This window comes from Streptomyces violens, from assembly GCF_000717745.1.
GTDB lineage: Bacteria > Actinomycetota > Actinomycetes > Streptomycetales > Streptomycetaceae > Streptomyces > Streptomyces violens.
On the sequence record NZ_JOBH01000015.1, the window covers coordinates 148,287 to 174,079 of the forward strand.

General features: G+C 71.1%; 23 protein-coding genes. 4 read left to right on the forward strand and 19 right to left on the reverse strand.

Going from position 1 to position 25,793, the window contains the following annotated elements:
- Positions 1 to 204 precede the first annotated feature (204 nt).
- Positions 205 to 1,809: a carboxylesterase/lipase family protein gene (locus IF04_RS0127305; protein WP_051831610.1), complete on the forward strand. Its 1,605-nt coding sequence runs from the start codon at positions 205 to 207 to the stop codon at positions 1,807 to 1,809.
- A gap of 20 nt (positions 1,810 to 1,829) precedes the next feature.
- Here the strand turns inward: IF04_RS0127305 and IF04_RS0127310 are convergent, their stop codons facing one another.
- The 8 genes from IF04_RS0127310 to IF04_RS0127345 all read right to left on the reverse strand — a co-directional run bounded on the left by IF04_RS0127310 (position 1,830) and on the right by IF04_RS0127345 (position 8,699).
- A complete protein-coding gene (locus tag IF04_RS0127310) occupies positions 1,830 to 2,642 on the reverse strand; it encodes an alpha/beta fold hydrolase (RefSeq protein WP_030263468.1) in 813 nt (270 codons plus the stop codon).
- Positions 2,639 to 2,968 carry a ferredoxin gene (gene fdxA / locus IF04_RS0127315; RefSeq protein WP_030263469.1) on the reverse strand — a complete coding sequence of 110 codons (330 nt, stop codon included), beginning with the start codon at positions 2,966 to 2,968 and terminating at the stop codon, positions 2,639 to 2,641. Before fdxA ends, IF04_RS0127310 begins: the two co-directional genes overlap by 4 nt.
- 3 nt (positions 2,969 to 2,971) lie before the next feature.
- A complete protein-coding gene (locus IF04_RS0127320; protein ID WP_030263470.1) occupies positions 2,972 to 3,997 on the reverse strand; it encodes an NAD(P)/FAD-dependent oxidoreductase in 1,026 nt (341 codons plus the stop codon).
- A 157-nt stretch (positions 3,998 to 4,154) separates the two neighbouring features.
- Positions 4,155 to 4,976, reverse strand: coding sequence for an IclR family transcriptional regulator (locus tag IF04_RS0127325; protein WP_078600861.1), 822 nt, complete (start codon positions 4,974 to 4,976; stop codon positions 4,155 to 4,157).
- A gap of 36 nt (positions 4,977 to 5,012) precedes the next feature.
- Positions 5,013 to 5,963 carry a DODA-type extradiol aromatic ring-opening family dioxygenase gene (locus IF04_RS0127330; RefSeq protein WP_030263477.1) on the reverse strand — a complete coding sequence of 317 codons (951 nt, stop codon included), beginning with the start codon at positions 5,961 to 5,963 and terminating at the stop codon, positions 5,013 to 5,015.
- Positions 5,960 to 7,306 (reverse strand): M20 family metallopeptidase, encoded by a 1,347-nt coding sequence (locus IF04_RS0127335; protein ID WP_030263479.1) that lies wholly within the window; start codon positions 7,304 to 7,306, stop codon positions 5,960 to 5,962. Before IF04_RS0127335 ends, IF04_RS0127330 begins: the two co-directional genes overlap by 4 nt.
- The gene (locus IF04_RS40150) at positions 7,303 to 7,425 is read right to left on the reverse strand and encodes a hypothetical protein (protein WP_258052565.1); all 123 of its coding nucleotides are present in this window, start codon (positions 7,423 to 7,425) and stop codon (positions 7,303 to 7,305) included. Before IF04_RS40150 ends, IF04_RS0127335 begins: the two co-directional genes overlap by 4 nt.
- Positions 7,422 to 8,699 carry an aromatic ring-hydroxylating oxygenase subunit alpha gene (locus IF04_RS0127345; protein WP_051831611.1) on the reverse strand — a complete coding sequence of 426 codons (1,278 nt, stop codon included), beginning with the start codon at positions 8,697 to 8,699 and terminating at the stop codon, positions 7,422 to 7,424. The genes IF04_RS40150 and IF04_RS0127345 overlap by 4 nt, the downstream gene beginning before the upstream one ends.
- A 258-nt stretch (positions 8,700 to 8,957) precedes the next feature.
- Here IF04_RS0127345 and IF04_RS0127350 point away from each other — a divergent pair, with 258 nt between their 5' ends.
- Positions 8,958 to 10,463 carry a crotonobetainyl-CoA--carnitine CoA-transferase gene (locus tag IF04_RS0127350; RefSeq protein WP_030263486.1) on the forward strand — a complete coding sequence of 502 codons (1,506 nt, stop codon included), beginning with the start codon at positions 8,958 to 8,960 and terminating at the stop codon, positions 10,461 to 10,463.
- 86 nt (positions 10,464 to 10,549) lie between these two features.
- On the opposite strand, the gene IF04_RS0127355 is transcribed toward IF04_RS0127350, so the two are convergent.
- The 7 genes from IF04_RS0127355 to IF04_RS0127385 form a co-directional block, all read right to left on the reverse strand.
- Complete coding sequence (locus IF04_RS0127355) at positions 10,550 to 11,497, reverse strand: quinone oxidoreductase family protein (RefSeq protein ID WP_030263489.1); 948 nt, start codon at positions 11,495 to 11,497, stop codon at positions 10,550 to 10,552.
- Positions 11,497 to 12,351, reverse strand: a complete 855-nt coding sequence (locus tag IF04_RS0127360; RefSeq protein ID WP_030263493.1) for an alpha/beta fold hydrolase — start codon at positions 12,349 to 12,351, stop codon at positions 11,497 to 11,499. The genes IF04_RS0127355 and IF04_RS0127360 overlap by 1 nt, the downstream gene beginning before the upstream one ends.
- A gap of 52 nt (positions 12,352 to 12,403) precedes the next feature.
- A complete protein-coding gene (locus IF04_RS0127365; RefSeq protein ID WP_030263495.1) occupies positions 12,404 to 13,261 on the reverse strand; it encodes an alpha/beta fold hydrolase in 858 nt (285 codons plus the stop codon).
- Positions 13,262 to 13,386: 125 nt separating this feature from the next.
- Positions 13,387 to 14,139 (reverse strand): SDR family NAD(P)-dependent oxidoreductase, encoded by a 753-nt coding sequence (locus tag IF04_RS0127370; protein ID WP_030263497.1) that lies wholly within the window; start codon positions 14,137 to 14,139, stop codon positions 13,387 to 13,389.
- Positions 14,136 to 15,434, reverse strand: coding sequence for an MFS transporter (locus IF04_RS0127375; RefSeq protein WP_030263500.1), 1,299 nt, complete (start codon positions 15,432 to 15,434; stop codon positions 14,136 to 14,138). Before IF04_RS0127375 ends, IF04_RS0127370 begins: the two co-directional genes overlap by 4 nt.
- A gap of 111 nt (positions 15,435 to 15,545) precedes the next feature.
- Complete coding sequence (locus IF04_RS0127380) at positions 15,546 to 16,319, reverse strand: enoyl-CoA hydratase/isomerase family protein (RefSeq protein WP_030263502.1); 774 nt, start codon at positions 16,317 to 16,319, stop codon at positions 15,546 to 15,548.
- Positions 16,320 to 16,445: 126 nt separating this feature from the next.
- Positions 16,446 to 18,791 (reverse strand): CaiB/BaiF CoA-transferase family protein, encoded by a 2,346-nt coding sequence (locus IF04_RS0127385; RefSeq protein WP_169746157.1) that lies wholly within the window; start codon positions 18,789 to 18,791, stop codon positions 16,446 to 16,448.
- 240 nt (positions 18,792 to 19,031) lie between these two features.
- Here IF04_RS0127385 and IF04_RS0127390 point away from each other — a divergent pair, with 240 nt between their 5' ends.
- Positions 19,032 to 19,898 carry an IclR family transcriptional regulator gene (locus IF04_RS0127390; RefSeq protein ID WP_078600865.1) on the forward strand — a complete coding sequence of 289 codons (867 nt, stop codon included), beginning with the start codon at positions 19,032 to 19,034 and terminating at the stop codon, positions 19,896 to 19,898.
- Positions 19,899 to 20,012: 114 nt separating this feature from the next.
- Here IF04_RS0127390 and IF04_RS0127395 read toward each other — a convergent pair whose 3' ends face one another.
- The 4 genes from IF04_RS0127395 to IF04_RS0127410 all read right to left on the reverse strand — a co-directional run bounded on the left by IF04_RS0127395 (position 20,013) and on the right by IF04_RS0127410 (position 24,479).
- A complete protein-coding gene (locus IF04_RS0127395) occupies positions 20,013 to 21,044 on the reverse strand; it encodes an endo-1,4-beta-xylanase (protein WP_030263508.1) in 1,032 nt (343 codons plus the stop codon).
- 77 nt (positions 21,045 to 21,121) lie between these two features.
- The gene (locus tag IF04_RS0127400; protein ID WP_030263509.1) at positions 21,122 to 22,030 is read right to left on the reverse strand and encodes an alpha/beta hydrolase family protein; all 909 of its coding nucleotides are present in this window, start codon (positions 22,028 to 22,030) and stop codon (positions 21,122 to 21,124) included.
- 33 nt (positions 22,031 to 22,063) lie between these two features.
- Positions 22,064 to 23,158 (reverse strand): glycoside hydrolase family 62 protein, encoded by a 1,095-nt coding sequence (locus IF04_RS0127405; protein ID WP_078600867.1) that lies wholly within the window; start codon positions 23,156 to 23,158, stop codon positions 22,064 to 22,066.
- Positions 23,159 to 23,525: 367 nt separating this feature from the next.
- Positions 23,526 to 24,479, reverse strand: coding sequence for a LysR family transcriptional regulator (locus IF04_RS0127410; protein ID WP_030263515.1), 954 nt, complete (start codon positions 24,477 to 24,479; stop codon positions 23,526 to 23,528).
- Between the two features lie 177 nt (positions 24,480 to 24,656).
- Here IF04_RS0127410 and IF04_RS0127415 point away from each other — a divergent pair, with 177 nt between their 5' ends.
- A complete protein-coding gene (locus tag IF04_RS0127415) occupies positions 24,657 to 25,778 on the forward strand; it encodes a PrpF domain-containing protein (RefSeq protein WP_030263516.1) in 1,122 nt (373 codons plus the stop codon).
- Positions 25,779 to 25,793 lie beyond the last annotated feature (15 nt).

Below are 25,793 nucleotides of genomic sequence, written 5' to 3' on the forward strand. Positions count from 1 at the left end.
TCCCCAGGTTATAGGGCCCTTTTACCGTCGGTCCCACGACGGGCCGCCGAGGCCCTCCACACCTGGTAGCTCAGGCACAGGTCCGTTGAGCGGACCGGTGGCATTGCACACCTGCTCCTCGCTACTGAGCATGGCCTTCCCCATCACTCCTGCCTCTCGGGAGATTCCGTGCGATCCATTGTCCGACGAGGACTTGCTGCCCTGGTGAGCCTGCTCACCCTGCTGACCGTCGTATCGGCCGTACCCGCGTCCGCCGCCCCTCGCCCCTTGACGGTCTCCACCGACAAAGGCCTGGTCAAGGGAGCCGCGACGGATGGGGTCGATCGGTTCCTCGGCATCCCGTACGCCGCGCCGCCGGTCGGCTCCAGACGCTGGCAGCCTCCCGCACCCGTTTCCCCCTGGACGGGCGTACGGCCGGCGACCACCCACGGCTCGCGCTGCCTGCAGTCGGCCACCGGCAATGGCACCGGCCCGGGGATGAGCGAGGACTGCCTGTACCTGAACGTCTACACTCCCGCACACCGCACGAACCGGCCGCTGCCGGTGCTGTTCTGGATCCACGGAGGCGGCTTCTCCAGCGGTTCGGGGGACCGCTATGACGGCTCACAGATCGCCAAGGCCAACAACGTCGTGGTCGTCACGATCAACTACCGGCTGGGCGTGTTCGGCTATCTCGACCTGCCCGGGCTGAGCAGGCGGGGTGCGGGCAATTACGGCCTGCTCGACCAGGAGGCGGCGCTCCGCTGGACACAGCGCAACATAGGCGCCTTCGGCGGGGACGCGAGCCGCGTGACCATGGCCGGCCAGTCGGCCGGCGGCCATTCCGTCTGCGCGCTGCTGGCCTCGCCCCCGGCCCGCGGCCTGTTCGCCGGCGCGATCATCGAAAGCGGCGGGTGCCCCAGCCACACGGTCGCGCAAGCCGTCGCCAGGGGGAAGAAGTACGCGGCAACCGCCGGCTGTTCCGATCCGTCGGCCGGCGCTTCCTGCCTGCGAGCCAAGCCTGCCGATGAACTGCTGGCTGCCGGGCGGGACTTCGTGGGTGGTGTCCTGACCGGCCCGCTGCCCGTGTCCGGGGTTCCCGAACTGCCCCTCGCGCCGAGCGAGGCCGTACGCACCGGCCGGTCCGCGAACGTCCCCCTCCTCATCGGCAGCACGCGTGACGAAGTGCGGACATGGGCGCTGCCGTTCGCGCACGCGACGAAGGAGCAGTACGAGCGGGCGGTCCGGCTGGAGTTCGGGGCACGGGCCGACGCCGTGCTCGCGCACTACCCCTACAGCGCTTACAGCAGCCCGTACGCCGGGACCTATGCGATCAGCGCGCTGTGGGGCGACAGCAGCGTCTTCTACGGGCTCGGAGGCTGTCAGTACCAGAAGCTCACGGCCCGGTTCGCCACCCGTCAACCGCGGACGTACTTCTACGAGTTCGACGACCCGCACCCTCCCGTCCTCGGCGAGACTCCGCCTGGCTTCGACTCAGGGGCCCCGCACTCCAGCCAGGTCGGATACCTGTGGCCCATGGAGACCTCGAAGCTGCTCTCCCCCGGGCAGCAGCAGCTGTCCAAGGAGATGGTGCGCTACTGGGGCTCGTTCGTGAAGCACGGGAACCCCGCGACCCCGGGGCTTGCCGCCTGGCCGTCGTATCGGGGCGCGAAGTACATGTCCCTGCTGCCGGGTGGTGAGAGCCGGGCCCTCAAGTCCGAGGTGTACGCGGCACGGCACCAGTGCTCCTTCTGGAACTCCTTCACCTACGACTGGCTCACCACCAACCCGGACAGTCTCGCTGAACAGGCAGGCGTTCCCACGTCCTGAGGCCGCCCGCAGTGGCCGCTTCAGCCGCGGTCGGTCGTCACCCACTCCACGACGGTCCGCGCGAACTCCTCCGGAAGCTGCTCCGGGACCGGGGCGTGTCCGCCGGGGAGCAGGCGGGTCTCGCAGGCGAGGGCCGCGGCCAGTTTCGTCAGTGACGGGAGTGCGAAGTGGTCGTCCGGGGCGCAGACGGCCAGGGTGCGGGCGGTGACGAGGGGCAGCCGCTCCTCCATCGCGTAACGGCGGACCGCGGCGTGGCCTTCGGTCACGTGGTCGAGGACGGTCAGTGCGTCGATGACGTAACGGTTGAGGGCGGCCTCCTCGCCCGGCCGGTAGAAGGCGCGGCGGTGGTTCCACAGGTCGAGGAGGTGGGAGCCGTCGGGGTGCGGGACGACGTGGTCCACCGCGTGGCCGCTGCTCCGGCGTTTCTCCTCGTCGACGTAGGGCGTCGCGGAGAGAAGGAGGCTGGCTGTCCGGGTGGGGTGGCGGGCGGCGAGTTCCAGTGCGATGAGGCCGCCCGTGTGGTGGCCCACCAGGTGGTACCGGTCCAGTCCCAGCGCCTGCGCCAGGGCCTCGGCGGCGTCCGCGTACCGCTCGATCGAGTGCGGCCCCTCGGGCTTCGCGGAGGCGCCGAAGCCGAGGGTGTCCATGGCGATCGCGCGGAATTCGGCGCCCACGAGAGGGAGGACGCGCAGGTACTCCGTCCAGGAGCGCGGGGTCTGGTGGAAGAGGAGCACGGGCTCGCCGGCCCCGCACTCCGCGTAGTGGAGCTGGCCGAAGGGGCTGTCGGCGTAGCCCTTGCGGAGGGCGGGGGCCGTGGGGACCGTGCCCGTCACGCTCCGCTCCAGTCCGCGACGAACGGGGTGTCCACGCCCAGCGGGCCGACGGCACCGGCCCCGCCAGGGGTGCCCAGCGGCTCGCTGCGGCCGGGCAGTACCTCGTCGAAGAAGCGCCGGCTGTCGTCGCGGAAGACGGTGTCGGCCTTGCGGTCGACGGTGATGGCCTCGACGGGGCAGGCGACTTCGCACGCGCCGCAGTCGATGCACTCGGTCGGGTTGATGTAGAGCTTGCGGTCGCCCTCGTAGATGCAGTCGACCGGGCATTCGTCGACGCAGGAGCGGTCCTGAGTGTCGACGCAGGCCGCGCCGATGACGTACGCCATGGGTCAGTTCTCCTTGTCGGTGGAGTGGCCGGGGAAGAGGGCGGCCTCGGGGTCGATGACGGTGGCCGCGTTGTTGACGGCGGTTGCGGCTTCGCCGAAGCCGACGGCGATGAGGCGGACCTTGCCCGGGTAGTCGGTGATGTCGCCGGCGGCGAACACCCGCGGCAAGTTGGTCGCCATCCGCGTGTCGACGGCTATCTTGCGGGCGTTGAGGGTGAGGCCCCAGTCCTTGATCGGTCCGAGGTCGGCGAGGAAGCCGAGGGCGGCGACGACGGTGTCGGCGGGCAGCGTCCGTGTCTCGCCGGTGGTGCGGTGGCGGATCTCCACCCGCTCCAGGCGCTCGTTGCCGTGCAGGGCGCTCACTTCGGAGTCGGTGATGATCTCGACGCCGAGGTTGCGGACCTTCTCCACGGTCGCCGCGTGCGCGCGGAAGCGTGCGGTGCGATGGACGATCCGTACGGAACGGGCGAGGGGGGCGAGGGTGTCGGCCCAGTCGAAGGCGCTGTCGCCGCCGCCGACGATGACCACGTCCTGGTCGGCGTGGTCGCCGGGGTCGGGGACGAAGTACACCTGGCCGCGGCCCAGGAAGTCCTCGCCGGCGGGGAGGGTGCGCGGGGTGAAGGTGCCGACTCCGCCGGTGATGACGACGGCGCCTGCGCGTACCACCGCCCCTCGGTCGCTGCGTATCAGGGGCAGGCCGTCGGGGCCGTGGGTGAGTTCGGTGGCGCGGTGGCCGAGGAGGTAGCGGGGTCCGTACGGCTCGGCCTGGGCGACCAGGCTGTCGACCAGGTCGCGGCCGCGCACGGCCTGGTAGCCGGCGATGTCGAAGATGGGCTTCTCGGGGTACATCGCGCTGATCTGGCCGCCGCACTGCGGCAGGACGTCCATGACGGTGACGCTGAGGCCGCGGAAGCCCGCGTAGTAGGCGCCGTACAGGCCAGCCGGGCCCGCGCCGATGATCAGGATGTCGGTATCGAGGGTGGGTGTGGCGGCGTCCGCGCTCGTCGGCGCGTCGGTGGGAACGCTCATGGTCGGGAGCGTAGGGACGGTATCCGTCCTCCCCTACGGTTTCGTTCCACCCAGCAGGACGCCGCACGGGCGAGTCTTCTCAGGCAACACGCATGAGGGAGCCCTCCGGGTCGGAGGGCTCCCTCATGCGTGTGTGGGCGCGGTCAGCGGTGGTGGGTCACCGCAGCGACCGGCCGATGCCGAGTGCTGCGGTGCGCAGTGCGGTGGCGTGTTTGACGGCGTCCATGCGGTACGTCGGCGCGGTGATGGACAGCGCGCCCACGAGCGAGCTGTCGCGCCCGAAGACGGGTACGGCGAGACTCGCGTAGCCGAGGCGGATTTCCTCGCTCTCCAGCACGATGCCGTCGGCTCTGATCCGGTCCAGCTGAGCGCGCAGCCTGCCGGGGGAGACAACGGTGTGGCGGGTGACCGGTTTCAGGCCGTGCCGAACGACCTGGAGGAACAGCGAGTCGGGTGAGAAGGCGAGGATCGCCTTGCCGGTGGCGGTGCAGTGCAGCGGGAGGCGGCCCGCGACCCGGGACTCCTCGTTCAGCCCGCGGTGCGGGAAGATCTTGTCCAAGTACACGACGTCCAGGGCGTCGTGGATCGCGAAGTGGATCGTCTCGTGGGTGACGAGCAGCAGGTCCTCCATGTACGGCTGGGCGACCTCGCGCAGGATGCGCTGGCGGTGCACCCGCTGGCCCATCTCGAACAGGCGGAGGCCGAGCCGGTAATCGCAGCCGTCCCGCTCCAGCAGCCCCCAGTCGACGAGTTCCTGGGCGAGCCGGTGCACCGTCGCCTTGGCGATGCCGGTGCGGCGGACGAGTTCGGCGAGGGGAAGACTGCTGTCCTGCTCCGTGAACGCTTCCAGGATGGGCCGGACCTTGCCGAGTACCGAGTTCATCGGCTCAGGCGCGTCCCGGCCCCTGAGAGCCTCCAGGTCGTGGGGCGTGCCCTGACCGGGGTACCGAGTTGTGCCGGCGGTCGTGGTGACGGTCATGGTGACAACCTCCCGGTCGGTGCTGCGGTCCGGATCTCACGCCCGTGCGGTGTCTACCGGATCGAGGACGGCCACGCCCATGCCGGTGAGCCACTCGGGCATCGGCTCGTAGGCGAGGCGCCGGCCGGGGACGTGGTCGAGCACGGACGCCATGAGCAGCCAGGTGCGCAGCTCCTGCGCGCCGTTGCCCGCGGCCTCCTCCAGTTGCTCGGAGGTGTACGCCGTGAGGCGGTGGGCCTCGCCCCGCTCCAGGAGGGCGAGGAACTCCTCGTCGAAGGCGGGGGTGATGGCGGCCTCGGCGGCGCGGATGATCTCGCGGCGGCGCTGGTCGTAGTCCTGCCAGTTGTTCCGGCCGTTGAGCCAGGCGCCGACCATGAACTCCTCGTCCTCGCCGTCCGGTGCGCGCCAGTCCGGCCACGGCAGCCGGTGCGACAGTCCGCCGGAGCCGACGACCGCCACGCGCCGGTCGCCGGGGAAGGCGAGGACCGCCTCGCGGATGGCCCGGCCGAGCTGCTCGCAGCGGTCGAGGGTGGGCAGCGGTGGTGCGAAGACGTTGACGACGAGCGGCACGATCTCGGCGCCGAGCCCGTCGAGCAGGTACTGGATGGCGTGCGACTGCCCGTGGTCGATCTGCAGGCGTGCCGAGAAGGCGACGTCGAAGCGCCCGCCGTCGACGAGCGTGTCGGCGAGGTGCCGGGCCAGTGGCACGTCCACCGGCTGCGGTCCCTTGGGCGTCCCTGACTCGCCGCTGGCGAGGCACTCGCCGACACCGAGGGTGAAGCTCGGTATCAGGTCGAGCCAGAAGCCCCGGAAGTGGTTGGAGCCGACCAGCACCACGGTGTCGGGCCTGGCTTCGGCGAGCGCGTCGCGGGCCTGGTGCAATGCGTCGCGGAAGCGCTCGGCGCGGTCCTTGTGGAGGGTCTGGCCCCAGTGCGTGTTCATGAGGGTGCTGTGGGAGGCACCCACCCCGAGGACGATCTCTGTCATGCTGCGGGGCCCTCCATTTCCGCGCGGGTGCGCGTGACGGTGTCGATGGCGGTGCGGACCAGGTGACGGGTCAGCTTCTCCATGGCCGGGACCGAGACGGTGTTCATTCCCCGGGCGAAGTCGATGGGGAAGGGTGCCTCCGCCTCGGTGACCTTGGGCATGCCGACCCGGACGGTGGGGATGCCACGGCCGCGGAGGATGTTGGCGTCGGTGGCGCCGCTGTTGCCGCGTACGACCTCGTGCGCGCGTCCCTCCAGTGCCTCCCATGCGGCGGTGGCACTGCGGTGGACCCAGCTGTCGGGGTCGGTGCGTGTGCCGGGAATGGCCAGGATCATCTCCGCGGTGGCGGCCGGCCCCGGCAGCTTCTCGCCCAGTGCGTCGAGGGCCGCGGTGAACTCCCGCTTGGCCTGCATCGGCGTCGTTTCGGGGGCGATGCGCAGGTCGACGCGGAGGGTGCACGCGGCCGGGGTGACGGCCGCCATCCGCGGCCAGCCTCCTCGTATGGAGGAGACGATGCCCTGCGGGGCGACCGTGCCGTGCGTGTGGTGCTCGGCGTACTCGGCGAACCACTCCTCCAGGTGGCAGGCAACCTCGCCGGCACGGGCGATGGCGTTGTCGTAGGGAAGGCGGTGGCGCGAGCCGACGTAGGTATGCGTGCCGCGTACCGTCACCTCGAACCAGACCAGTCCGACCTCGTCCCAGGAGACCGTCCAGCCGGGTTTGGCGATGACCGCGTAGTCGGTCCACACGCCTTGCTCCAGCAGGAAGGAACACCCCGCGCCCTGGCCGGTGTTGAGGCGCGTTCCGACCGGGCGGGCGTTGGTGGGCATGCCGCCCGCGCCGAACGCCGCGACCAGGTCGCCGGTGAGCGGGATGCCGGCGCGGGCGATCGCCTCGGCGGCCATCATCACGCACGCGGCGTGCCCCTTCGGGTTGGAGGCGCCCAGGCCGGTCACCAGGTCCCCGACGCTCCGGGCCGCGGGGCGCATGTCCTCGCGCAGCTCGGGCCCGATCCACGGGACGTCCTCGCTCTCCTCCCCCACCGTCAGCGTGTCGATGGGCGCGTACAGCATGAGGTCGGGGCCGGTGCCGTCGCCGCGCAGCCGGCCGTACGCGTTGGCCTGGCGGTCGTCGAGCGGCTGGACGGTGGCGCCCGTGACGCCGGCGTCCGCAAGGGTGTTGGCGATGTGCCGGGCCAGCGGCGCCTCGTCGCCGGTCGGGCTGGGGATGTCCACGAGGCCGGTGATCAGTTCGCGCAGGCGGTCACCGGTGATGTGCCGCCAGGCGGCCTCGGTCCATCCGCGTCGCGGCTTGTCGAGCCCCGCGAGTCCGGTGGCGTTCACTGGTTGATCCGGTGGACCTGGGTCATGGTGGTGCGCTCGAAGCGCTTCTTCGCGAGCGGGAGCCCGACCGCGAGCGCGGCGCCGGCGAGCAGGGTGAGCAGGGTGCGGCCCATCGTCATGCCTTCTTTCCGTCGGTGGTGGCGGTGGCGGCCGGTTCAGTGGTGCCGGTGGCGGCCGGTTCCGTCGTGGTAGTCGTGGCCGTGCCGAGGTCGGCGAGTTTCTTGCCGTACTCCTCCTCGCTGAGGTTCCGCCAGGCGGTCAGCGAGATGTCGGGGCGGTAGAGCTTCTCCGGCGGCGCGTCGGTGACGTCGACCATCCAGGCGTCCTGGCCGGAGAACTGGCCGTGGAAGAGCCAGCGGACCGCCCCCAGGTACTTGGCGTAGAAGCCGAGCGTCTGCCAGCCCTCGGTGAAGTTGACCATCACGCCGACATAACGGTGGTTGTCCTCGTCGACGGGAACGTAGAACTCGTAGTGGATGAACTTGGGATAGGCGATGCGCAGCACGCCGGGCATGGAGAGGGAGGCGAAACCGGGGAACTCCTGGTCCTCGATGACCGGGTTGATCTCCTTGGGGGCACCGGTGTTGCCGATGTTGAAGGTTTCCTTCGGCGGCTGCATCTTCCACCACCGCTTGTTCGTCCAGCGGCCGACCCCGGGGAAGTCCGCCTCCCAGTGGACCTCCTGCTGGACGCGGTAGATCCAGCGGCCGCGCGGCACGACCTTGGTGATGTTCCACGTAGGCATCGGTTTGAACAGCCGCCACAGCGCGGTGCGGTGGAGGTACTTGGCATGGCCCTCGTCGAAGCCGTTCTCGCAGGCGAACCGCCAGTTGCCGCCGCGCGGCTCGATGCGGCCGCCCATGACGAAGGCGTTGCCGACCAGTTCCTCGGGGAGCTGCTCGTCGATCGGGTGCGGCTCCTCGTCGGCCACCGGGATGTAGACCCACACCATGCCGAGGCGCTCCTCGACCGGGTAGGTGCGCACACCGAGCTTGCCGGTGAGGCGACAGCCGGGGCCGTCGGTGATGACGGCGCTGAGCTTGCCGGTGGGCAGGTCGAAGGTCCAGCCGTGGTAGGGACAGCTGACCGTGCCCGGGAACTGCTGGTTGCCCTCGGACAGCGGCACCCCGCGGTGCGGGCAGCGGTTGTGCAGTGCGTAGGCGGTGCCGCCGTCACGGATCAGGGTGATCCTCTCGCCGGCGATGGTGAACGGCTGCGGATCGCCGGTGATGTGGTTCGACCAGGTCACCGGGTACCAGTAGCCGCGGAACCCCGCACCGGCCGCGTCGTAGTGGGGCCAGGACGTCCAGTCCTGGCGGCCCTGCGCCGCGCTCTTGCCGCGCCCACGGCGGCCGGCGTCCTGTGCGGTGGCAGTGTTGTCACCCGTGGTCATCGTCCCGGGCCCTCCTGTCGCTCTCGGTCCATGGCGCTAGAGCATCCGGCCCGAGGCGGCGGCCGCCAACGGTCCTGTTCCGCTGAACAGAACGCGGCCACCCGGGCCGCTGAGCGGACGCCGGGCCGGGCCGGTCCCCGGACCGCTGAGCGGAACAGCCGCCTGGACCGGCCCCCGGACGGGAGCGAGCATGCGCGCGTGACGACCGACGACGGGGCCGGGCCGGTGCGTGCGGCGTGCGGCCTCCGGGAGGCTGCGATGGACCGCTTGACCGTGCCAGGACTGCTGGAGACCGCTGCTGGGAGATTCGGTGACCGGGTCTTCCTGCGCGTGGGCGGTACGGTGCGCACGTACGCGGAGACCCGGGAGGCCGCGGCGGCGATGGCCGGCTCCCTGGCCGCGCACGGTTGCCGGCGCGGGGACCGGGTGGCGGCCCTGCTGTCCAACCGGATCGAGCTGGTGGACCTGGTGCTCGGGTGTGCGTGGCTGGGGGCGGTCGTCGTGCCGCTGAACACGGCACTGCGCGGCCGGTCGCTGCGGCACGTCCTCGATGAGGCCGCCCCGCCCTTCCTGTACGCCGAGCCGGAGCTCGCGACGCGTGCCGTCGCGGAGGGGTACCGGGGGCGCGTGTGGGTGGCCGGCAGTGGTGACGTCCCCGCGCCCGACCATGGTGAGGCCATCGCCCCGGCACCGGTGCGCCCGGAGAACACCGCGGCCGTGCTCTTCACCTCGGGCACCACCGGCACGGCCCGCGGCGTGCGCTGCCCGCAGGCGCAGTTCGTGTGGTGGGGCCGCAACGTGTCCGACGCGCTGGGCCTGACCGCCGACGACTCGCTCTACACCTGCCTGCCGCTGTTCCACACCAACGCGCTGAACACCCTCGCACAGGCCATGACGGTCGGCGCGAGCTGCACGGTCGACGGGCGCTTCTCGGCCTCGCGGTACTGGTCCCGGGCGGCCGACTGCGGGGCCACCGTGGTCCATCTGCTCGGCGCGATGGTGCCCATGCTGCTCGCCCAGCCGCCCGGCCCGCAGGACCGCGCGCACCAGGTGCGGCGCGGCCTCTCCCCGGCAACACCGGCGCCGTTGTGCGAGCCGTTCCGCGAGCGGTTCGGTGTGGCGCTCGTCGACGGCTTCGGCTCGACCGAGACCAACCTCGTCATCGGCTCCACGCCCGGCGAGTACCGCCCAGGCATGATCGGCACCGTGCGTCCCGGGTTCCGCGCCGAGGTGGTCGACGAGACGTTGACCCCCGTTCCGGACGGCGTCCCGGGCGAACTCCTCGTGGCGACAGACCAGTTGTACGCCTTCTCCACCGGTTATACGGGAGATCCGCCACTGGCCCCGCGCTCCTGGCGGCGGACCGGTGACCGCGTCGTCCGCGACCCGGACGGCTGGTTCCGTTTCGTCGACCGCATCAAGGACGTGATCCGACGACGCGGGGAGAACGTCGCCTCCGGCGAGGTGGAGTCGGTGGTGTGCGGCCACCCGGCGGTGGCCGCGGCCGCCGCGTTCCCCGTCGCCTCCGACCTCGCCGAGGACGAGGTGATGGTGGCTGTCGTGGCTCGCTCCGGCAGCGTCGTCGAGCCTGCCGAGCTGGCCCGCCACTGCGCAGGCGAGCTGCCCGCGTTCGCCGTGCCCCGCTACATCGAGGCGATGCCGGCGCTGCCGCTCACCGAGACCGGCAAGGTCCGCAAGGCGGCACTGCGCGAGCGCGGGGTCACGGCCGCCACGTGGGACCGGGAGGCCGCCGGCAGCCCGTGACGCTCCACTCCCCCGCGGGCGCATCCCACGGAGCCACGCGAAGGGCCGGAAGCATACGCCGCTCCCGGCCCTTCTCCGCGGACACATCACTTCGGCAGGACGACCGCCCGCCCGCGGACGCGGCCCTCTTGAAGGGCGGCGAGCACCTTCGCCGTGTCCTCCAGCGCGAACGTCTCGACGGGAACGTTGAGTGTGCCGTCGGCGAGCCGGCGGACCAGATCACCGCACACCTCGCGCGCCCGCTGTTCCTGCCGGATCATGTTGACCGGCAGGAGGGCCACGTCGTCCAGGAGCCAGGAGGGCAGGTCGATCTCGACCGTGGTCCCCGTGACGTACCCGATGACGGCGGCGCGTCCCCCCTGGCGCACCCAGCGGCTGCGGCCGATGAGACCGGCACCGCCGAGGGTGTCCACGAGCAGGTCGGCCGAGCGCTGCTCCGCGAGGTGCTCCGCCTCGTCCAGCAACAGTGCCTCGACCCCCTCGGGCACATCGGCGAGCTGCTCCTTCCGGCCGACGACGCCGACGACTTCAGCGCCGGCGGCGCGGGCCTGCTGGACGACCATGGAGCCCACCGCTCCGGCCGCGCCCACGACCACGACCCGCTCCCCCTCGCGCAGCCGGGCCACGTCGTGCAGGACGACGTACGCCGTGGTGGCGGGCACGAAGAAGCTCGCCGCTGTCTCGGGCGGCAGCGCGGTCTCCAGCGGCATGCACGCCTTGGGCGACACACTGATCCGCTCCGTCCAGGTGCCGTCCCGCAGCAGGCCGAGGCCGCCGCCGCGCAGTACCACCTGGGTGCCGGGCGCCAGGCCGCTGTCCGGGTCCGCCGCCAGGACGACGCCCGCGCCTTCCACCCCGCCGATGTACGGAGGCTCCGGCTTGAGGCGGAAGTCCCCGCCGGCGACGGAAGCGTCGAGGTGTGCGACAGCGCCCGCCTGTACCTCGACCAGTACCCGGCCCTCTTCGCGGACCGGCTCGGGCACCTCGTCCACGACGGGCGCGGCGCCCCAGGCGTGGATCCGGGCGGCCCGCATCAGGCGGCCGCCTTGGCGATGAAGGCGAGGCTGATCGGGTTGTACTGCCCGGCCTGCTCGTGCTGCGGCCAGTGGCCGCAGTCGTCGAAGAGCACCAGTTCGGAGCCGGGGATGTTCTCGTGCATGCGGTTGGCCTCGGGGACCTCACCGAACGGGTTCTTGCGGCCCCACACGATGAGAGTGGGCCGAGTGATGCGGGCCAGGTCCTCGGGGCGGAGGATGTTGCGCTGCCGCCGCTCCATGTCCTGCAGCGACAGGAGGTTGTCGACGTTCGCGACGAATTCCGGCGTGTGGTAGATCGCGTGCCGGATCTCGACCAGTTCCTCGGTGGCGTCGGCGTCGTCCGCCATGAGCAGGCGCAGCCGCTGGCGGGTGAGGTCGATGTCGTCGCTCTCCACGGCCTTCTTGGTGCTGGTGCGGATGCGGTCCATCACCTCCGGGTTGGCCACCGTGCCGCCGGCGCACAGGAGTTGGAGGCCGGCGATGCGCTCGGGGTGGTCGATGGCGGCGCGTGCGCCGACCCAGCCGCCGAGGGACTCGCCGACGATGTGTGCGCGCTGGACGCCTGCGGCGTCGAGGTAGTCCAGGAGGTGCCGGACGTAGTCGGCGATCTCGTACCGGCGGTCGGGCTTGCCGGTGTAGCCGTGCCCGAGCATGTCGATGGCGTGCAGGTCGTACGCGGCGTGGGCGGCGATGTTGCGCGAGAAGGCTTCGAGGTGGCCGCTGGTGCCGTGCAGGAAGACGACGGCCTCCGCGGCCGGGTCGCCGGCGCGCAGGGCGCGGGTCGGCACGCCCTTGGCGTCCACGTACTCGATACGGAAGGGAAGCGGGCTCAGATCGGTCCAGAGGGTCACGGAAGGTACTCCGATGCGTTCGTTGCGAGTGTGGGTGAGAAAGGAAGGGGCGTCAGGACTTTCCGAGGGAGTCGAGGAAGCCGGTGACCACCGAGTGGTACGCCTCGGGGCGCTCCTCCTGGAGGTGGTGCGAGACGTGGTCCATCACGTGCAGGTTTCCGTTCGGCACCATGCGGGCGAGCATGAGCGGGTAGTCCGGGGTGAGGAAGGCGTCGTACATGCCCCAGATGAAGAGGGTCGGCGCCTGGATCCGGCCGAGCTCTTCGGTGAGGTCCTGCCAGTCGCCGCGCGGTGAGTCGGACATGGCGGCGAGGGAGCGCTCGCCTTCGTCCAGGCTCTGCTCGTAGCGCATGTCGAGGGTTTCCTCGGGCAGTTTGGCGCCGTCGTACCACTCCAGGCTGGTGATCAGCCGGCGCATCTTCTCGCGGGTGGGGCCCTCGCCGCCGTAGTAGACGTCGCGGGCGGTGCGGCCGCGGTGGCCGTTCTCGGGGAGCGGGGCGAGCGGCCCGTAGAAGACCGGCATGCTGCCGGTGACGACGAGGGAGCGGACCCGGTCGGAGTACTTGGCGGCAAGGTTGAGGGCGATGGTGCCGCCCCAGGAGTTGCAGAGGAAGTCGGCGCGCTCGACGCCCAGGGTGTCGAGCAGGGCGACGGTCTTGGCGGCGTGGTGATCCCACATGGGCCCGGTGATGCGGGACTTCTCGGACTTGCCGTACTGGTGGATGTCGACCAGCAGGCAGCGCCGGTCGGCGGCGAAGAGCGGGGCGACGGGGCCGAAGTCGCTCCACGCCGTGCAGCCGGGACCGCCTCCGTGCAGGAAGACGGTGTTGGAGCCCGCGCCCAGGTCGTGGTAGTGATAGCGCACTCCGCCGCCGTCTGCGTAGCGGCTTTCGGGGGGTGACGGGATCATCGCGTTCCTTCCGTGATCGCTGTGCGGTGCCGAGTCCACCAGCGCGGCCCGGTGCGCCCAAGGGAATGGTTCCGCTGAGTGAACCGCGGCCGTGCGACGGTGTTCAGTGGGCGAGGTGGCCGCGTTCAGTGGGCGAGGTAGCCGCCGTCGACCGGCAGTGCGGTGCCGGTGAGGAAGCCGCTGTGGTCGCCGGCGAGCAGCAGCAGGGCGGCGGCGAGGTCCTGCGGCTCGCCCCAGCGGCCGAGCGGGACTTCGCGGCCGATCATGTCGAGGGCGACGGGATCGTTGCGCGAGGCCTCGTTCATCTCGGTCAGTACGGGGCCGGGCAGGAGGCAGTTGGCCGTGACGCCGGTGCCGGCGAGTTCCAGGGCCAGCGACTTGGTGAACTGGACGACCGCTCCCTTGGACGCCGCGTACCCGGCACGCTCGCGCGCGCCCACGGCGCCGAGGACGGAGCCGATGGTGACGATGCGTCCGTGTCCCGCGGCCGTCATGTGGCGGCTCGCCTCGCGGGCGGCGTACCACGTGCCGTAGAAGTTGGTGTCCATGCAGGCCCGCAGCGTGTTGGTGGGCAGGTCGGTGGCGCTGCCGCGGGCGAGGGTCCCGGCGCTGGTCACCAGGATGTCGGGGCCGCCGAGTTCTTCGTGCACGCGCCCTATTGCCACGCGTACCTGGTCCTCGTCGGTGACATCGCAGGCCAGTCCGAGCGCGTCCGGACCGATGCCGGCGGCGGCCTCGCGGGCACGGCCCGGGTCGCGCGAAGTGAGCGCGACCCGGGCCCCTGCCCCGTGGAGCGCCCGCGCGGCGGCGAGCCCGATCCCGGAAGTACCACCGGTGACCAGGGCGGTCCGGCCGCGCAGTGCGAACAGCTCGGTCATGTGGGCCTCGTCTCCCGAGCCACCACGACCGTGACGACGGTGACCAGGGCGAGCCCGATCGTCAGGGCGGCCACGGGCCAGAAGCTGCCGTAGGAGTCGAGCAGGATGGCTGCGATCACCGGGGAGAGTCCGCCCGCGACCGCCGAGGCCAGCTCGTGTCCGATGGCCATGCCGGAGTAACGGGTCTCGGTGCTGAACAGCTCGGAGAAGTAGGACGGCTGGACGCCGGTCATGGCGGCGATGGTGATGTGGCCGCCGATCAGCGCCAGCCACACGGCGGGCGCGGAGGCCGTGTTCATGAGAAGGAAGAACGGAACGGTCCACAGCACCATCGCGACGGCGCCACCGAGGTAGACAGGGCGGCGGCCGAGCCGGTCGGAGAGGTGCCCGAAGAACACCATCAGCCCCGAGTCGACGGCCATGGCGACGACCACGCCCCACAGCAGCACATCGGTGGAGACGCCGACATGACGGCCGTAGACCAGGGAGAAGGAGAGGAAGATGTAGCCGGCGCCGTTCTCCGCGAAGCGCAGGCCCACGGCGGTGAGGACGCCACGCGGGTTGGTGCGCAACACCTCGATGAGCGGTGCGCGCACCACGCCTTCCTCCTGGCTGGTCTCCTTGAAACTCTCCGTCTCGCCCACGTGGCGGCGGATGTAGAGGCCCACCACGAAGATGACCGCGCTGGCCAGGAAGGGCAGCCGCCATCCCCAGGTGGCGAAGGCATCGCCGGCGAACCGCTCGGCGCCGATCAGCGCCAGGCAGGCCAGGATGTAGCCGATGCCAAGGCCGGAGGAGCTGAACGAGGAGTAGAAACCACGTCGGTGGGGCGGCGCGTTCTCGCTCAGTATCAGCGTTCCGCCACCCCACTCGCCGCCCGCTGCCACTCCTTGCAGGATGCGCAGCAGGACGAGGAGGACGGGCGAGGCGATGCCGGCCGTGTCGTAGGAGGGCAGCAGGCCCATGCAGAAGGTGGCCACGCCCATGAGCGACAGCGTCGCCATGAGTGCGGTGCGTCGGCCTCTGCGGTCGCCGATGTGTCCGAAGAGGATGCCGCCGAGCGGCCGCGCGGCGAACCCGACCGCGTGCGTGGCCAGGGCGGCGATGGTGCCGAGGAGCGGGCTGCCGTGGGCGGGGAAGAAGACATCACCCAGCACCATCGCGGCGGCGGTCGTGTAGAGGAAGAAGTCGTACCACTCCAGCGTGTTGCCGGCGAGCGACGCGGCCACGATGCGGCGCAGGGACGTCCGGGGTGCGGGCGGAGTGGGGGTTTGTGCGGCGACCTGTTGGGTCACGGTCCCTCCTTGAGGGGGAGAAAGGCCGGCGCACGGCGACCGTACGCCTGAGAGGGGAGACGGTGGAGGTCCGGGCGGCTTCGCACCTCACCGGTTTGCGGGACGGTGCTGTCAGCGGCCCGTGAAGACCGGCGTGCGCTTGTCCAGGAAGGCCTGCAGGCCCTCGGCGGCGTCGGCGGTGCGGGTCAGTTCGCGGACTCCCTTCTCCTCTTGGCGCAGCGCCTCCTCGATGGGCAGGGCGCACCCGTCGTCGATGACCCGTTTGAGCAGGCCGATGGCGGCAGTGGGCTGCGCGGCGAGGCGCCGGGCCCGCTCGTCGACGACCGCGGGGAAGTCCGTCGCGTCGGCGACCACGTCGACCAAACCCAGCTCCAATGCGCGTGCGGCGTCGAGGCGCGCGCCCTCGATCATGAGCCGCTTCGCCAGATGCGGCCCGACCAGGCGGGGCAGCCGCTGACTGCCGCCGGCCCCGGGGAACAGGCCCAGCGCGATCTCGGGGAAGCCGAAGGAGGCATCGGCGGAGAGGATGCGCAGGTCACACGCGAGCGAGAGCTCCGCTCCCCCGCCGAGCGCATGCCCGTTCATGGCCGCGATCACGGGCTTCGGGGCGCGTTCGAGAAGGCGCTGGACGTCGATCCAGCGGCGCATCTTCGCCTGGTTGCCGTCCGACAGGTCGCGCATCACGGCGATGTCGGCACCGGCGACGAAGAAGCGGCCGGTGCCGGTGATCACCAGGCAGCGTACGGATGGGTCGTCCACCAACGGCGGCAGGACGCCGAGGAACTCCTCGATCATGGCCGGGTCGACGGCGTTGGCCTTGGGGCGGTCGATCCGGATCGTGGCGACGGCTCCGTCGCGGGTGACGTCGAGCACGGAAGCGGTCATACCGGTTCCTTCTCCGTTCGTCCTTAGCGCTCGGGGGGCGCTTCGGAGGGTGGGTGTGGGTGGGTGCGGGTGCGTCTGCGTGGTCGTGCCTTCGGGTTGGGGGCTGCGGGCTGCGGGCTGCGAGTGTCATTCGAGGACGCCCGCGGCCCGCAGTGCCGCGAAGTCCTCGTCGGAGAGCCCCAGCAGTCCGCCCAGTACGTCCCGGGTGTGCTGGCCGAGCAGGGGCGCCGGGGCGGTGAGCGCGCCGGGCGTCACCGAGCAGCGCGCGACGATGCCCTCGTGGCGGACGCGGCCCGCGCGGGGGTGGTCCAGCTGCGGGTAGAAACCGCGAGCCGCGAGTTGCTCGTCCTCCTCCACCAGATCCCGGCCGGTGGCCACGGCTGCGGCGGGGACGCCCGCGGCCTGCAGCAGCGCGGCGAGTTCGGCCGCGTCCTGGCCGCGGGTCCACGCGGCAAGGGCGGCGTCGATGGCGTCCTCATGGGCACGGCGGGTGTCCACGCCACCACCACCGCTACCGTCCCCGTCCCCGCCTCCGGGCAGGTCGACGAGCTTGGTGAGCGACCGCCACTGCGCATCGTCGTCGACGGTGATCGCGATCCAGCGGTCCTCGCCGGCGGCCGGGTAGACACCGTGCGGGACGGCGTACGGCGAGCGGTTGGGCTGCTCGGCGGTGCGCGGGTCTTCGAGGTCCGGTGTCAGAACGGGTTCCAGCACGGCGGGGCCCATCGTCGCGGCCATCGCTTCGAGCTGGGAGAGGTCGACGTGTCCGCCGCGTCCTTGGGCCAGCAGGTCGAGGGCGCCGAGGGCCGCGGCGTTGGCAGCGACCATGTCGCCGAGCCCGAAGGTCAGCCCTTGTGGGGCACCGCCCGGACTCGCGGTCTCGCTGGACAGGCCCGACATGGCGGCGAGCGTGTCGGCGAAGGTCACCGCCTTGCGCCAGGGGCCCGTGTGCCCCACCCCGGCCATGGACACGAGGACGACGTCCGGGTTGAGCGCGCGCAGGGACTCGTAGTCCATTCCCCAGCGGGCGAGCACGCCCGGGCTGAAGTTCTCCACGACGACGTCGCAGTGCGGGACCAGTTCGCGCAGCAGCCGCTGCCCGTCCTCGGTGCGCAGGTTGAGGGCGACGCTGCGCTTGTTGCGGTTGAAGTTGAGGAAGTAGCCGCTGTCGTCGGGGTCCGACCCGGGCCGCAGGTGCATGGAGGGCGCGAAGCGGGTCGGGTCCTGCCGGTGCTTGGATTCGATCTTGATGATGTCGGCGCCGTGTTCGCCGAGCAGCTTGGTGACGTACGGGCCGGCCAGCACCCACGACAGGTCGAGGACACGGACGCCACTGAGCGCCATGCCTCGCCCGTCGCCCGACGCCAGGCCGCGCGGCCGTTTCTCGTGCAGGCCGCGCGGCCGCTCGTGCTGCCATGGCGCGCCGCTCGCCACCTCGCGGATCGTCTCGAGCGCGAGCGGCCGCGGGCGGGCGGCCCAGGGGAAGCCGACGTCCTCGACGCCTTCCTCGGGCAGGCCCTCGCCGGTGATGCGTACGAAGAAGTCCCGGTTCCGCAGTTGCGGATTGGCGGGCAGCCGGGCGGGCGGGACGACCTCGGCCCACGGCAGGGCCCGGGCCCTCCCCTGCTCGGCAAGTTCCGCCGCGGTGCGGCGAGCGGCGAAGCGCTCCACCACCGCGTCGACGTGGGGACGTGCGCGCCAGCGGAAGGCGGCATCGGCGTAGCGCTCGCCGGTGAGGTCCGCCGCCTCGTCGCTCTCCGCCATCCAGGCGAGCAGGTCCGTCCACATGCGCTCGCTGCCCGAGTAGCCGCCCGCGACGTAACCGTCGGCCGCGCGGAAGATCCGGTGTGCGACGTGCTCGTACACCCCTCCGCTGCGGACCGGGAACCGTCCGGCGTGTATCCAGCCGATGGCACCGGTTTCCAGGGTGGCGGCGACCGCCTCCTGCACGGAGACGTCGACGAGCTGGGGCGTGCCCGACACCGCCCCGAGCAGCGCACCCAGCGCCGCGTGGGCACCCGCCACCTGGAGGGCCTGCTGCCTCGGCGGTGGTTCGGGCCGCCCGTCGGGCTGTCCGCCGAGCCAGGTCATCCCGCCGGCCGACGCGAGGACGAGGTCGCCGCCCCGCCAGTCGCGGCGCGGGCCGGTGAGCCCGAACGGGGTCACGACGACGTGCACGGCGTGCGGCCAGCGTGAGGTGCCGTCCGCGTGGATGCCTCGGAGCTCGGCGGCGGGCCCGCTCTCCAGCACGATGTCGGCGGCCCCGGCCAGCTCGTCGAGGTGCGTCCGGTCGCGTACCCGCGTCCAGCGCTTCCCCGCGTGCCAGTGAGCCCGGGACGCCGGGTCGAGATCTCCTCCCGGATCGGTCCTCAGGACGTCGGCGCCCAGGCCGACCAGCAGTCGGGCCCCTTGGAACGCCAGCTCGTCGGTGAGATCCAGTACGCGAAGCGGCATCGGCTGTCGTGCCCCCACGTGCCCTCCTTCGGTGTGGGACGGAGGACTCACCTTCATGGGGTGGGGTGGCCGCGGCCAGCGGGTTGTTCCGGTGAACAGAACGATCGAGTCGCCTCGAATTCCGGTGCGGGACGCCGTCACGTCACCGAGGGGGCGCCACCGGTCGCGACGCCCAGCAGCGTGCCGCGGCGACACATTCACACGCTTGTTACAGAGGGCTGTTCATGCCCAACACCATGGTGTTGAACTATCGATGCCGTGAGCACATCGCTGAAGCGTTCCGAGACCGTGTGCTGCGGTGTGACTCGAGCGAGGAGCGAACCGGTGCCAGCACACGTCGACGGGGACATCACACGTCCGAACTCGGTCCTGGGCAAAGCGCAGCTACTGCTCGAAGCCTTCGGGTCCGGCACCCACCAGCTCAGACTGACGGAGCTGAGCAGGCGCTCCGGCATACCGAAGGCCTCGACGCACCGGCTCGCGCAGGAGCTGGTCCAGTGGGGCCTGCTCGAGCGGCAGGGCGACAGCTACCAGCTCGGCATGCAGCTCTTCTCACTCGGCCAGCGGGTGCCGGCATCGGCGATGCTGCGCGCGGTGGCACGCCCGCTCTTGACAGACCTGTTCGCGCGTACCCGAGCCACCCTTCACCTCGCCGTGCTCGATGGCTCCCACGTGCTCTTCCTGGAAAAGGTCGCCGGTGCGGCGAACATCCACACGCACTCACACATCGGCGGCCGACTGCCCGCATCGTGCACGGCCACGGGGAAAGTCCTCCTCGCTCTGCACCGCGGCGGACCGGAGGCCGTGCAGCGTCTGGCCCGTACCGGACTGCCGTCGCTGACCACACGGAGCGTTGCCACGACGGAGAAGTTGGGACAGCAACTGGCTGCCGTCGCCGACCGCGGTTACGCCCTCGAACACGGCGAGGTTCTGTCCGGCCACAGCAGCCTCGCCGTCCCCGTGACGGGCGCGGACGGCACCGTCCACGCCGCGGTGTCGGCCACCGCCACCACGGCGCGCATGCAGACGGGAAGCCTGCTGCCGGAGTTGTGGTCGGCAGCCGCAGGCATTGCCCGAAGGCTTGATCACGCGACACTGCCACTGCACAACGACACCGATCAGTAGTCCCGCCGGCGTGGGCGGCTGCGTCGTGCCCTTGATCGTGTGCGGACCACGCACGACAACGCGTGGCGTGCGGATGCGGGGCCCGGCGAAACGGCCGCCGGGCCCCGGCCGGTTTCAGCTCGCCGCGCTGTTCAGCGCCGCGAGGACCGCGCCGTATGCCTCCTTCTTCTGATAGGCGCCGTTGAAGAGCAGCGGGGTTTCCTGGGCGCGCCAGGAGTACTTGTCGGTGACGCCCCACACGGTGATGCCGTTGCACCGGGCGACGGCCACGCACGCCTGGGTGACCTGCCGGTACACGTTGGCCTGTGCCGCCCCGGAGCCGCCGACGTCGAGCTCGGTGATCTGCACGTGCACGCCGAGGTCGGCGAAGCGCTGGAGGTTCTGCCGGTAGGTGCTGAGGTCGGAGTTCGAGGCCAGGTGGCTCTGGAAGCCGACGCAGTCGATCGGTACGCCACGGGCGCGGAAGTCCTGGACCATCCGGTAGATGGCATCGCTCTTGGCGTTGATGCCGTCGGTGCCGTAGTCGTTGTAGCAGAGCTTGGCCTTGGGGTCGGCTGCTTTCGCGGTGCGGAAGGCGTCCTCGATCCAGCCGTTGCCGAGCTGCTTCTGGAGGTTGGACTGGCGTCGGCTGCCGTCCCCTTCGAACGCCTCGTTGACCACGTCCCAGGAATCGATCTTGCCTGCGTAGTGGCCGGCGACCTTGGTGATGTGGTTGCGCATCGCCTGGCGCAGGGTGTCGCCGGTCAGTCCCTGGACCCAGCCGGGCTGTTGGTCATGCCAGACCAGGGTGTGGCCGCGTACGAACTTGCCGCGCTGCTTGGCGTAGGCGACGAGTTCGTCGCCACCGCTGAAGTTGAACTGCCCCGGGCTCGGCTCGGTGGCATCCCACTTCATCGCGTTCTCGGCGACGACGCTGGAGAACTCCCGGTTGAGAGTGGACTCGTAGTCCGTCTCGCCGAGATGAGGGGCGACCGCGGCGCCGAAGTACCGGCCGCTCTGGGCGGCGGCGCCGCCGAGGGTGTCGGCGGCATGGGCGGTCGGTGAGAACGTCAGGACGGCCGCTGCCGCCAGGACGCCGCTCGCCGCGACGGTGATCGCGGACCGGGTGCGTCGGGAGGTTCGCTTTCCGGGGGATCTGCTGGTCATTGCGGAACTCCTGGTCATTGCGTGTCCCTTTCCTATGGGGGGTTGTGCGGGGCCCGGACTCGTACGGCCGTCGGCCGTCAGGCCAGGGCGGCTTCCCAGCGGGTGCCGTCGCCGGTGGCGTCGGTGGGGAGGCGGTCGCGGGCGGCGGTGTCGTCGTACAGACGCCAGCGGAACCAGTCCACGAGGGTGTTCTGGGTCCGGCCGAAGGTGGGGAACCCCGGATTCAGGTACGCGGCGTGGTCCGCGCCGACGTGGGTGAGGAACGCCTTGGGCGCGGGCAGTTCCTCGTACGCCCGTCGGGCCAGGGCGTAGTCGCAGGTCGGGTCCTGGTCGCCGTGGATGAACAGCACGCCTGCACCGACCGAGGCGGCGGGGTCGCCCATGTCCACGCAGGCGACCGGGACTGCGGCGGCGATACGGTCGTCGGGCCAGGCGGTCACCAGGCCGTGGGTGGTCATGCCGCCCATCGAGTGCCCGGAGACGCCGACGCCGGCCGCGGTGTCGATGTGCCCGGCGAAGGGGCCGCCCGTGGCGTCGCCCAGCGCCAGGGTCCGGGTGATGACCTCGGAGACGTCCTTCGACCATTCGCCTCCGTAGACGGAGCCGAGGTTGGTGTTGTCGGAGAACGAGGGGGCGGGGCAGATGAAGCCGGCGGAGGCTATCGCGTGGGTCTGCGAGGCGTAGGAGTCGGAGTTGCCGCCCATGCCGTGGCTCCACTCGACGACGGGGAACACACCGTCGGCGAGCGGGGCATTGGGAACGGGGGTGCCGCCGGGGATGCCGGGGGTGGGGTAGAAGACCTTGGTGAACAGCGAGCGGGCACCGCGGCTCCAGTTGAACTGGCGCACTCCGATGGCGAACTCCCCGCTCGGCACCGCCAGTTCGACACCATGGGCTTGGTGCAGTGCCGAGCCGAGCAGGGGGGAGCTCAGGCCTGCTGTCGCGGCCGCGGTCAGGCCGAGGAAGGTGCGTCGTCCTAACGACATGCGTGACTCCTTGCGTGGGGGGACAGGGAGGTCTCAGCAGGTGGAGCCGGCCTGGGTGGCCAGGCCGAGCCGGTAGGGCAACTGCGAGTACTCGCCGCTGGAGTTGGGGTCCCGGCCCTGGTAGAGGAGCCGGAGCCGGCAGGGGTCGATCGTCATGGTCTGGTCGTTGGTGGCGCGGATCAGCTCGCCGTGGCTGATGTCCTTCGTCCAGGCGCCGCCGGGGAAGGTGACGTTGGTGGACCGGGCGAAGGGGTTGGCTTCGGTGGCGGCGAGCGGCTGCCAGGTGCCGGTCAGCCCCTTGGAGGTGAAGGAGCGGTAGTACCGGTTTCCGTCGCTGCCGATGGCCTCCCAGATCAGCAGGTAGGTGTTGGTGCCCTTGACGCGGTAGACCGCGCCTCCTTCGAACAGCGCGGCGCGGGAGTCCTGGAGCACGATCTTGGTGTTGCCGAAGCCGTTCGGGAAGTTGGCGACGGTGGTCTCGGACCGGTACACGTGGCCGTTGTCGTCCGCGGAGAACAGGTAGCACTTCGCGTCGTCGCAGATCACGTAGAAGTCGAGCCAGTTGCCGTTGCCGATGTTGTCCCGGACGACGTCGGGCATGCTGCTCATGAGGTTCTTCGGCGCGGACCAACTGGTCGGGTCGTTGATGTTCTTGGTGGTGGAGTACGACGGCAGGCCGGTCTGGTAGACGAGGTACCACTCGTCCTTGGGGGCGAAGTAGAAGGCGTGCGGGGCGGCACGGTAGCCGGGGCCGATGCGGGAGGCGGTCTCCAGGTGGGTCTGCTTCGCACCGGCGGCCTGGGACCAGTCGGAGAAGCTGGTCTGGGCCAGGCTCCAGTCGCCGGAGCCGCGCGCGGCGGTGGTCATGAAGACGTGCCATCTGCCGTTCTTGTCCTGGACCACCGACGGGTCCTTGACGGCGACGGAGTTACTGCCGTCCTGCTGCGGTGAGATCACCGGTCCTGTGGACGACCAGCGGAAACTGCTCGGCAGGTCCTGCCGTGGGGTGGCCGCCGGTGTCGCTCCGTTGGCGGGCACGGCGAAGAACGCCGTCAGCAGGGCGATGAGCAGGGCCCCGCAGGCGTGGCGGCGAAAGGGGCGGGTGCGGAGACGATGAGTCAAGGGCATGGCAACTCCATAGCGGCTCGACTGGTGCGCATGCGGTGAAGCGGGATTGGCCGGCCGTACTGCCCAGGCCGGACCGGACCCGAAGATTGGTCGATATACCGGACGGCGGCCGGGTCTTCGGGCGTAGGAATAATGGAGCGTTTGACGGAGCCCGGTCAACGCTTTGCGCGCAATATTCTCGGTTCAGCTCTCGAAAGTCTTTCGTAAAACCCCCAACACCTGTGGTGAGCAGGCGTTTTGAAGGGCAGCAAGGTATGCCTGAATCGCATCGGATGCCGCGCGTGGTTCGACGACGGGCCGCGCTCAACTCTTCGGCAGGGGCGGCCGGTTCACGGTCGAGGGCGGCAATGGTGCTGTGTCGGCCCGGTCAGCTACGGCGGACCGCTCCGAGCTGGGCCCGGTGCAGGCCCGGGGAGGCGAACCGCTGCGCCACCACGCGCAGGACACGGGCCATCGCCTGGGCGGGCGGGGTGGTGGGCCGGGCCTGGGCGTGCGCGAGCAGGATGCGGCGGGTGGGCGCCGGCACGTCGGAGGCGAAGGGGAGCAGGCGGACGTCGCTGCGGCGGCTGGTGAGGGCGAGCCGGGGCGCGAGCGCAATGCCCAGCCCGGCGGCGACCATGGCCTGTGCTTCCTGGTAGTCGTGCGAGGCGTAGGCGATGCGCGGCTCGAACCCGGCCTGGCGGCAGCTGCGGCGCAGTACGTCGGCGACGGGGTGGTTGTCGGCTCGGATGATCCATTCCTGGTCGGCGAGGTCGCTCAGACGCACGGAAGGATGGGCGCGCAGGGGTGAGTCCGCCGGGACGACCAGCACCGTGGGGTCGTCGAGCAGGTGGGTGAGGGCGAGCGCCGGGTCCTCGATGCGGTTCCAGCCGTAGTCCCACAGCAGTGCCTGCTCCACCTCGCCGGTGTGCAGCATCTCGCACAGCTCGGCCAGGACTCCTGCGCGCACCTCGATGCGGACCCCTGCATGACGGCGGCGGAAGCGCGTGAGGGCGAGCGGCAGGAGCGAAGCGCTCGCGGTGGGGAACGAGCCGAGCCGCAGTGTGCCCTGGTCGAGGTCGGCGAAGGATCCCAGATCGGCCTGGGCGGCGCGCAGCTCGCGGCGGATCACCTGTCCGCGTTCGGCCAGTGCGGCGCCGGCCGGGGTGGGACGGATGCCGCGGGGCAGCCGCTCCATCAGTGGCTGCCCGGCCTCGCGCTCCAGCTGCGACATCTGCTGCGAGGCCGCGGAGGTGGTCATACCCATCGCCTCCGCCGCGGCGGTGAGCGAGCCGCGTTCGGCGGCCTCGGTGAGCAGCAGGAGATGGCGCACGTTCAGCATGGCGCTGAGTTTAGCTGAGCTAAACCCGGGTGAAGCTGACTGCCATTGTGCCCAAGTCACACCTCTGCGAAGGTCATCGCATTCGCCGGGGCGGTTCAGGTTCACCGGTTGGCAATACGCCCGTAACCGCACTCCGGCCCCTTCCCCCTCCGCGTTGATCGAGAAAGAGCCTCAGACGTGCACACTCCCGCGACCCTGGTCCGCGGTGGCACCAGCAAGTGCTGGCTGTTCCACCAGGTCCATCTCCCCGCCGAGCGAAGCGAATTGGAGAAGCTACTGGTCGCCGCCTACGGTGCCACCGACCCGGTGGAACTCGACGGCGTCGGCGGGGCCACTCCCACCACCTCCAAGGCCGCGATCGTCAGCGCCTCGCCCGAGCCCGGCACGGACATCGACTACCTCTTCGCCCAGGTCGGCATCGGGACCGGCTCGGTGGAGTGGACGAGCAACTGCGGCAACTGCGCCACCGGCGTCGCCTTGTACGCCGTCGCAAAGGGCCTGGTGCCGATCACCGGGGACCGGACGCGTGTGGTGATGCGCAACATGAACACCGGCGCGGTACTCGAAGGGCTCGTGGACACCACCGGTGGCGTGGCGCACGACTTCGGCGACCAGACCGTACCGGGCACCCGGGCCGGCGGTGTCGCGGTCGGGCTCACCTTCCGCGACCCGGCGGGCCGTACCACCGGTTCCCTGCTGCCCACCGGGTCGGCCGCACAGGAGCTGCGGGTCGGTACCGCGGATCCGATTCGGGTGAGCATGGTGGACGCCGGGGCACCGGTCGCCCTCGTCGATGCCACCAGCGCACAACGCACCGGTTCCGAGACCTTGGAGCAGATGCGTGCGGACGCACCGTGGCTGCGCACCGTCCGCCACGCCGCCGCGCCGCTGATGGGCCTGCTCAAGCCGGGCGAGGACCCTGGCGACGCGGTCCCCAAAGTGGGACTGGTCGGCCGACCGGTCCCGTACACCACCACGCTCGGCGAACGCGTCGCAGTCCAGGACTACGACATCTCGGTGCGCATGCTCACCATGAACGCCCCGCATCCCGCGATCGGCCTGACCTCCGCCGTCGCCGTCGCGGCCGCGAGTCTGCTGGAGGACTCCGTGGTCTCCCGGGCCGCGGGCGGCCCGACCGACGAGTGGCTTCGGCTGGGCACCCCCGCCGGCGTGATCGCGGTCCGCTGCTCGGACCTGCGGGACGGCCTGCCGGGCCGGGTCACCGTACAGCGGGCCGCACGGCTGCTCGCCGATGCCCGCATCTACGTACCGGAACCCGGACGGCCACAAGCAGCCTGAACCGGAACGATCCCC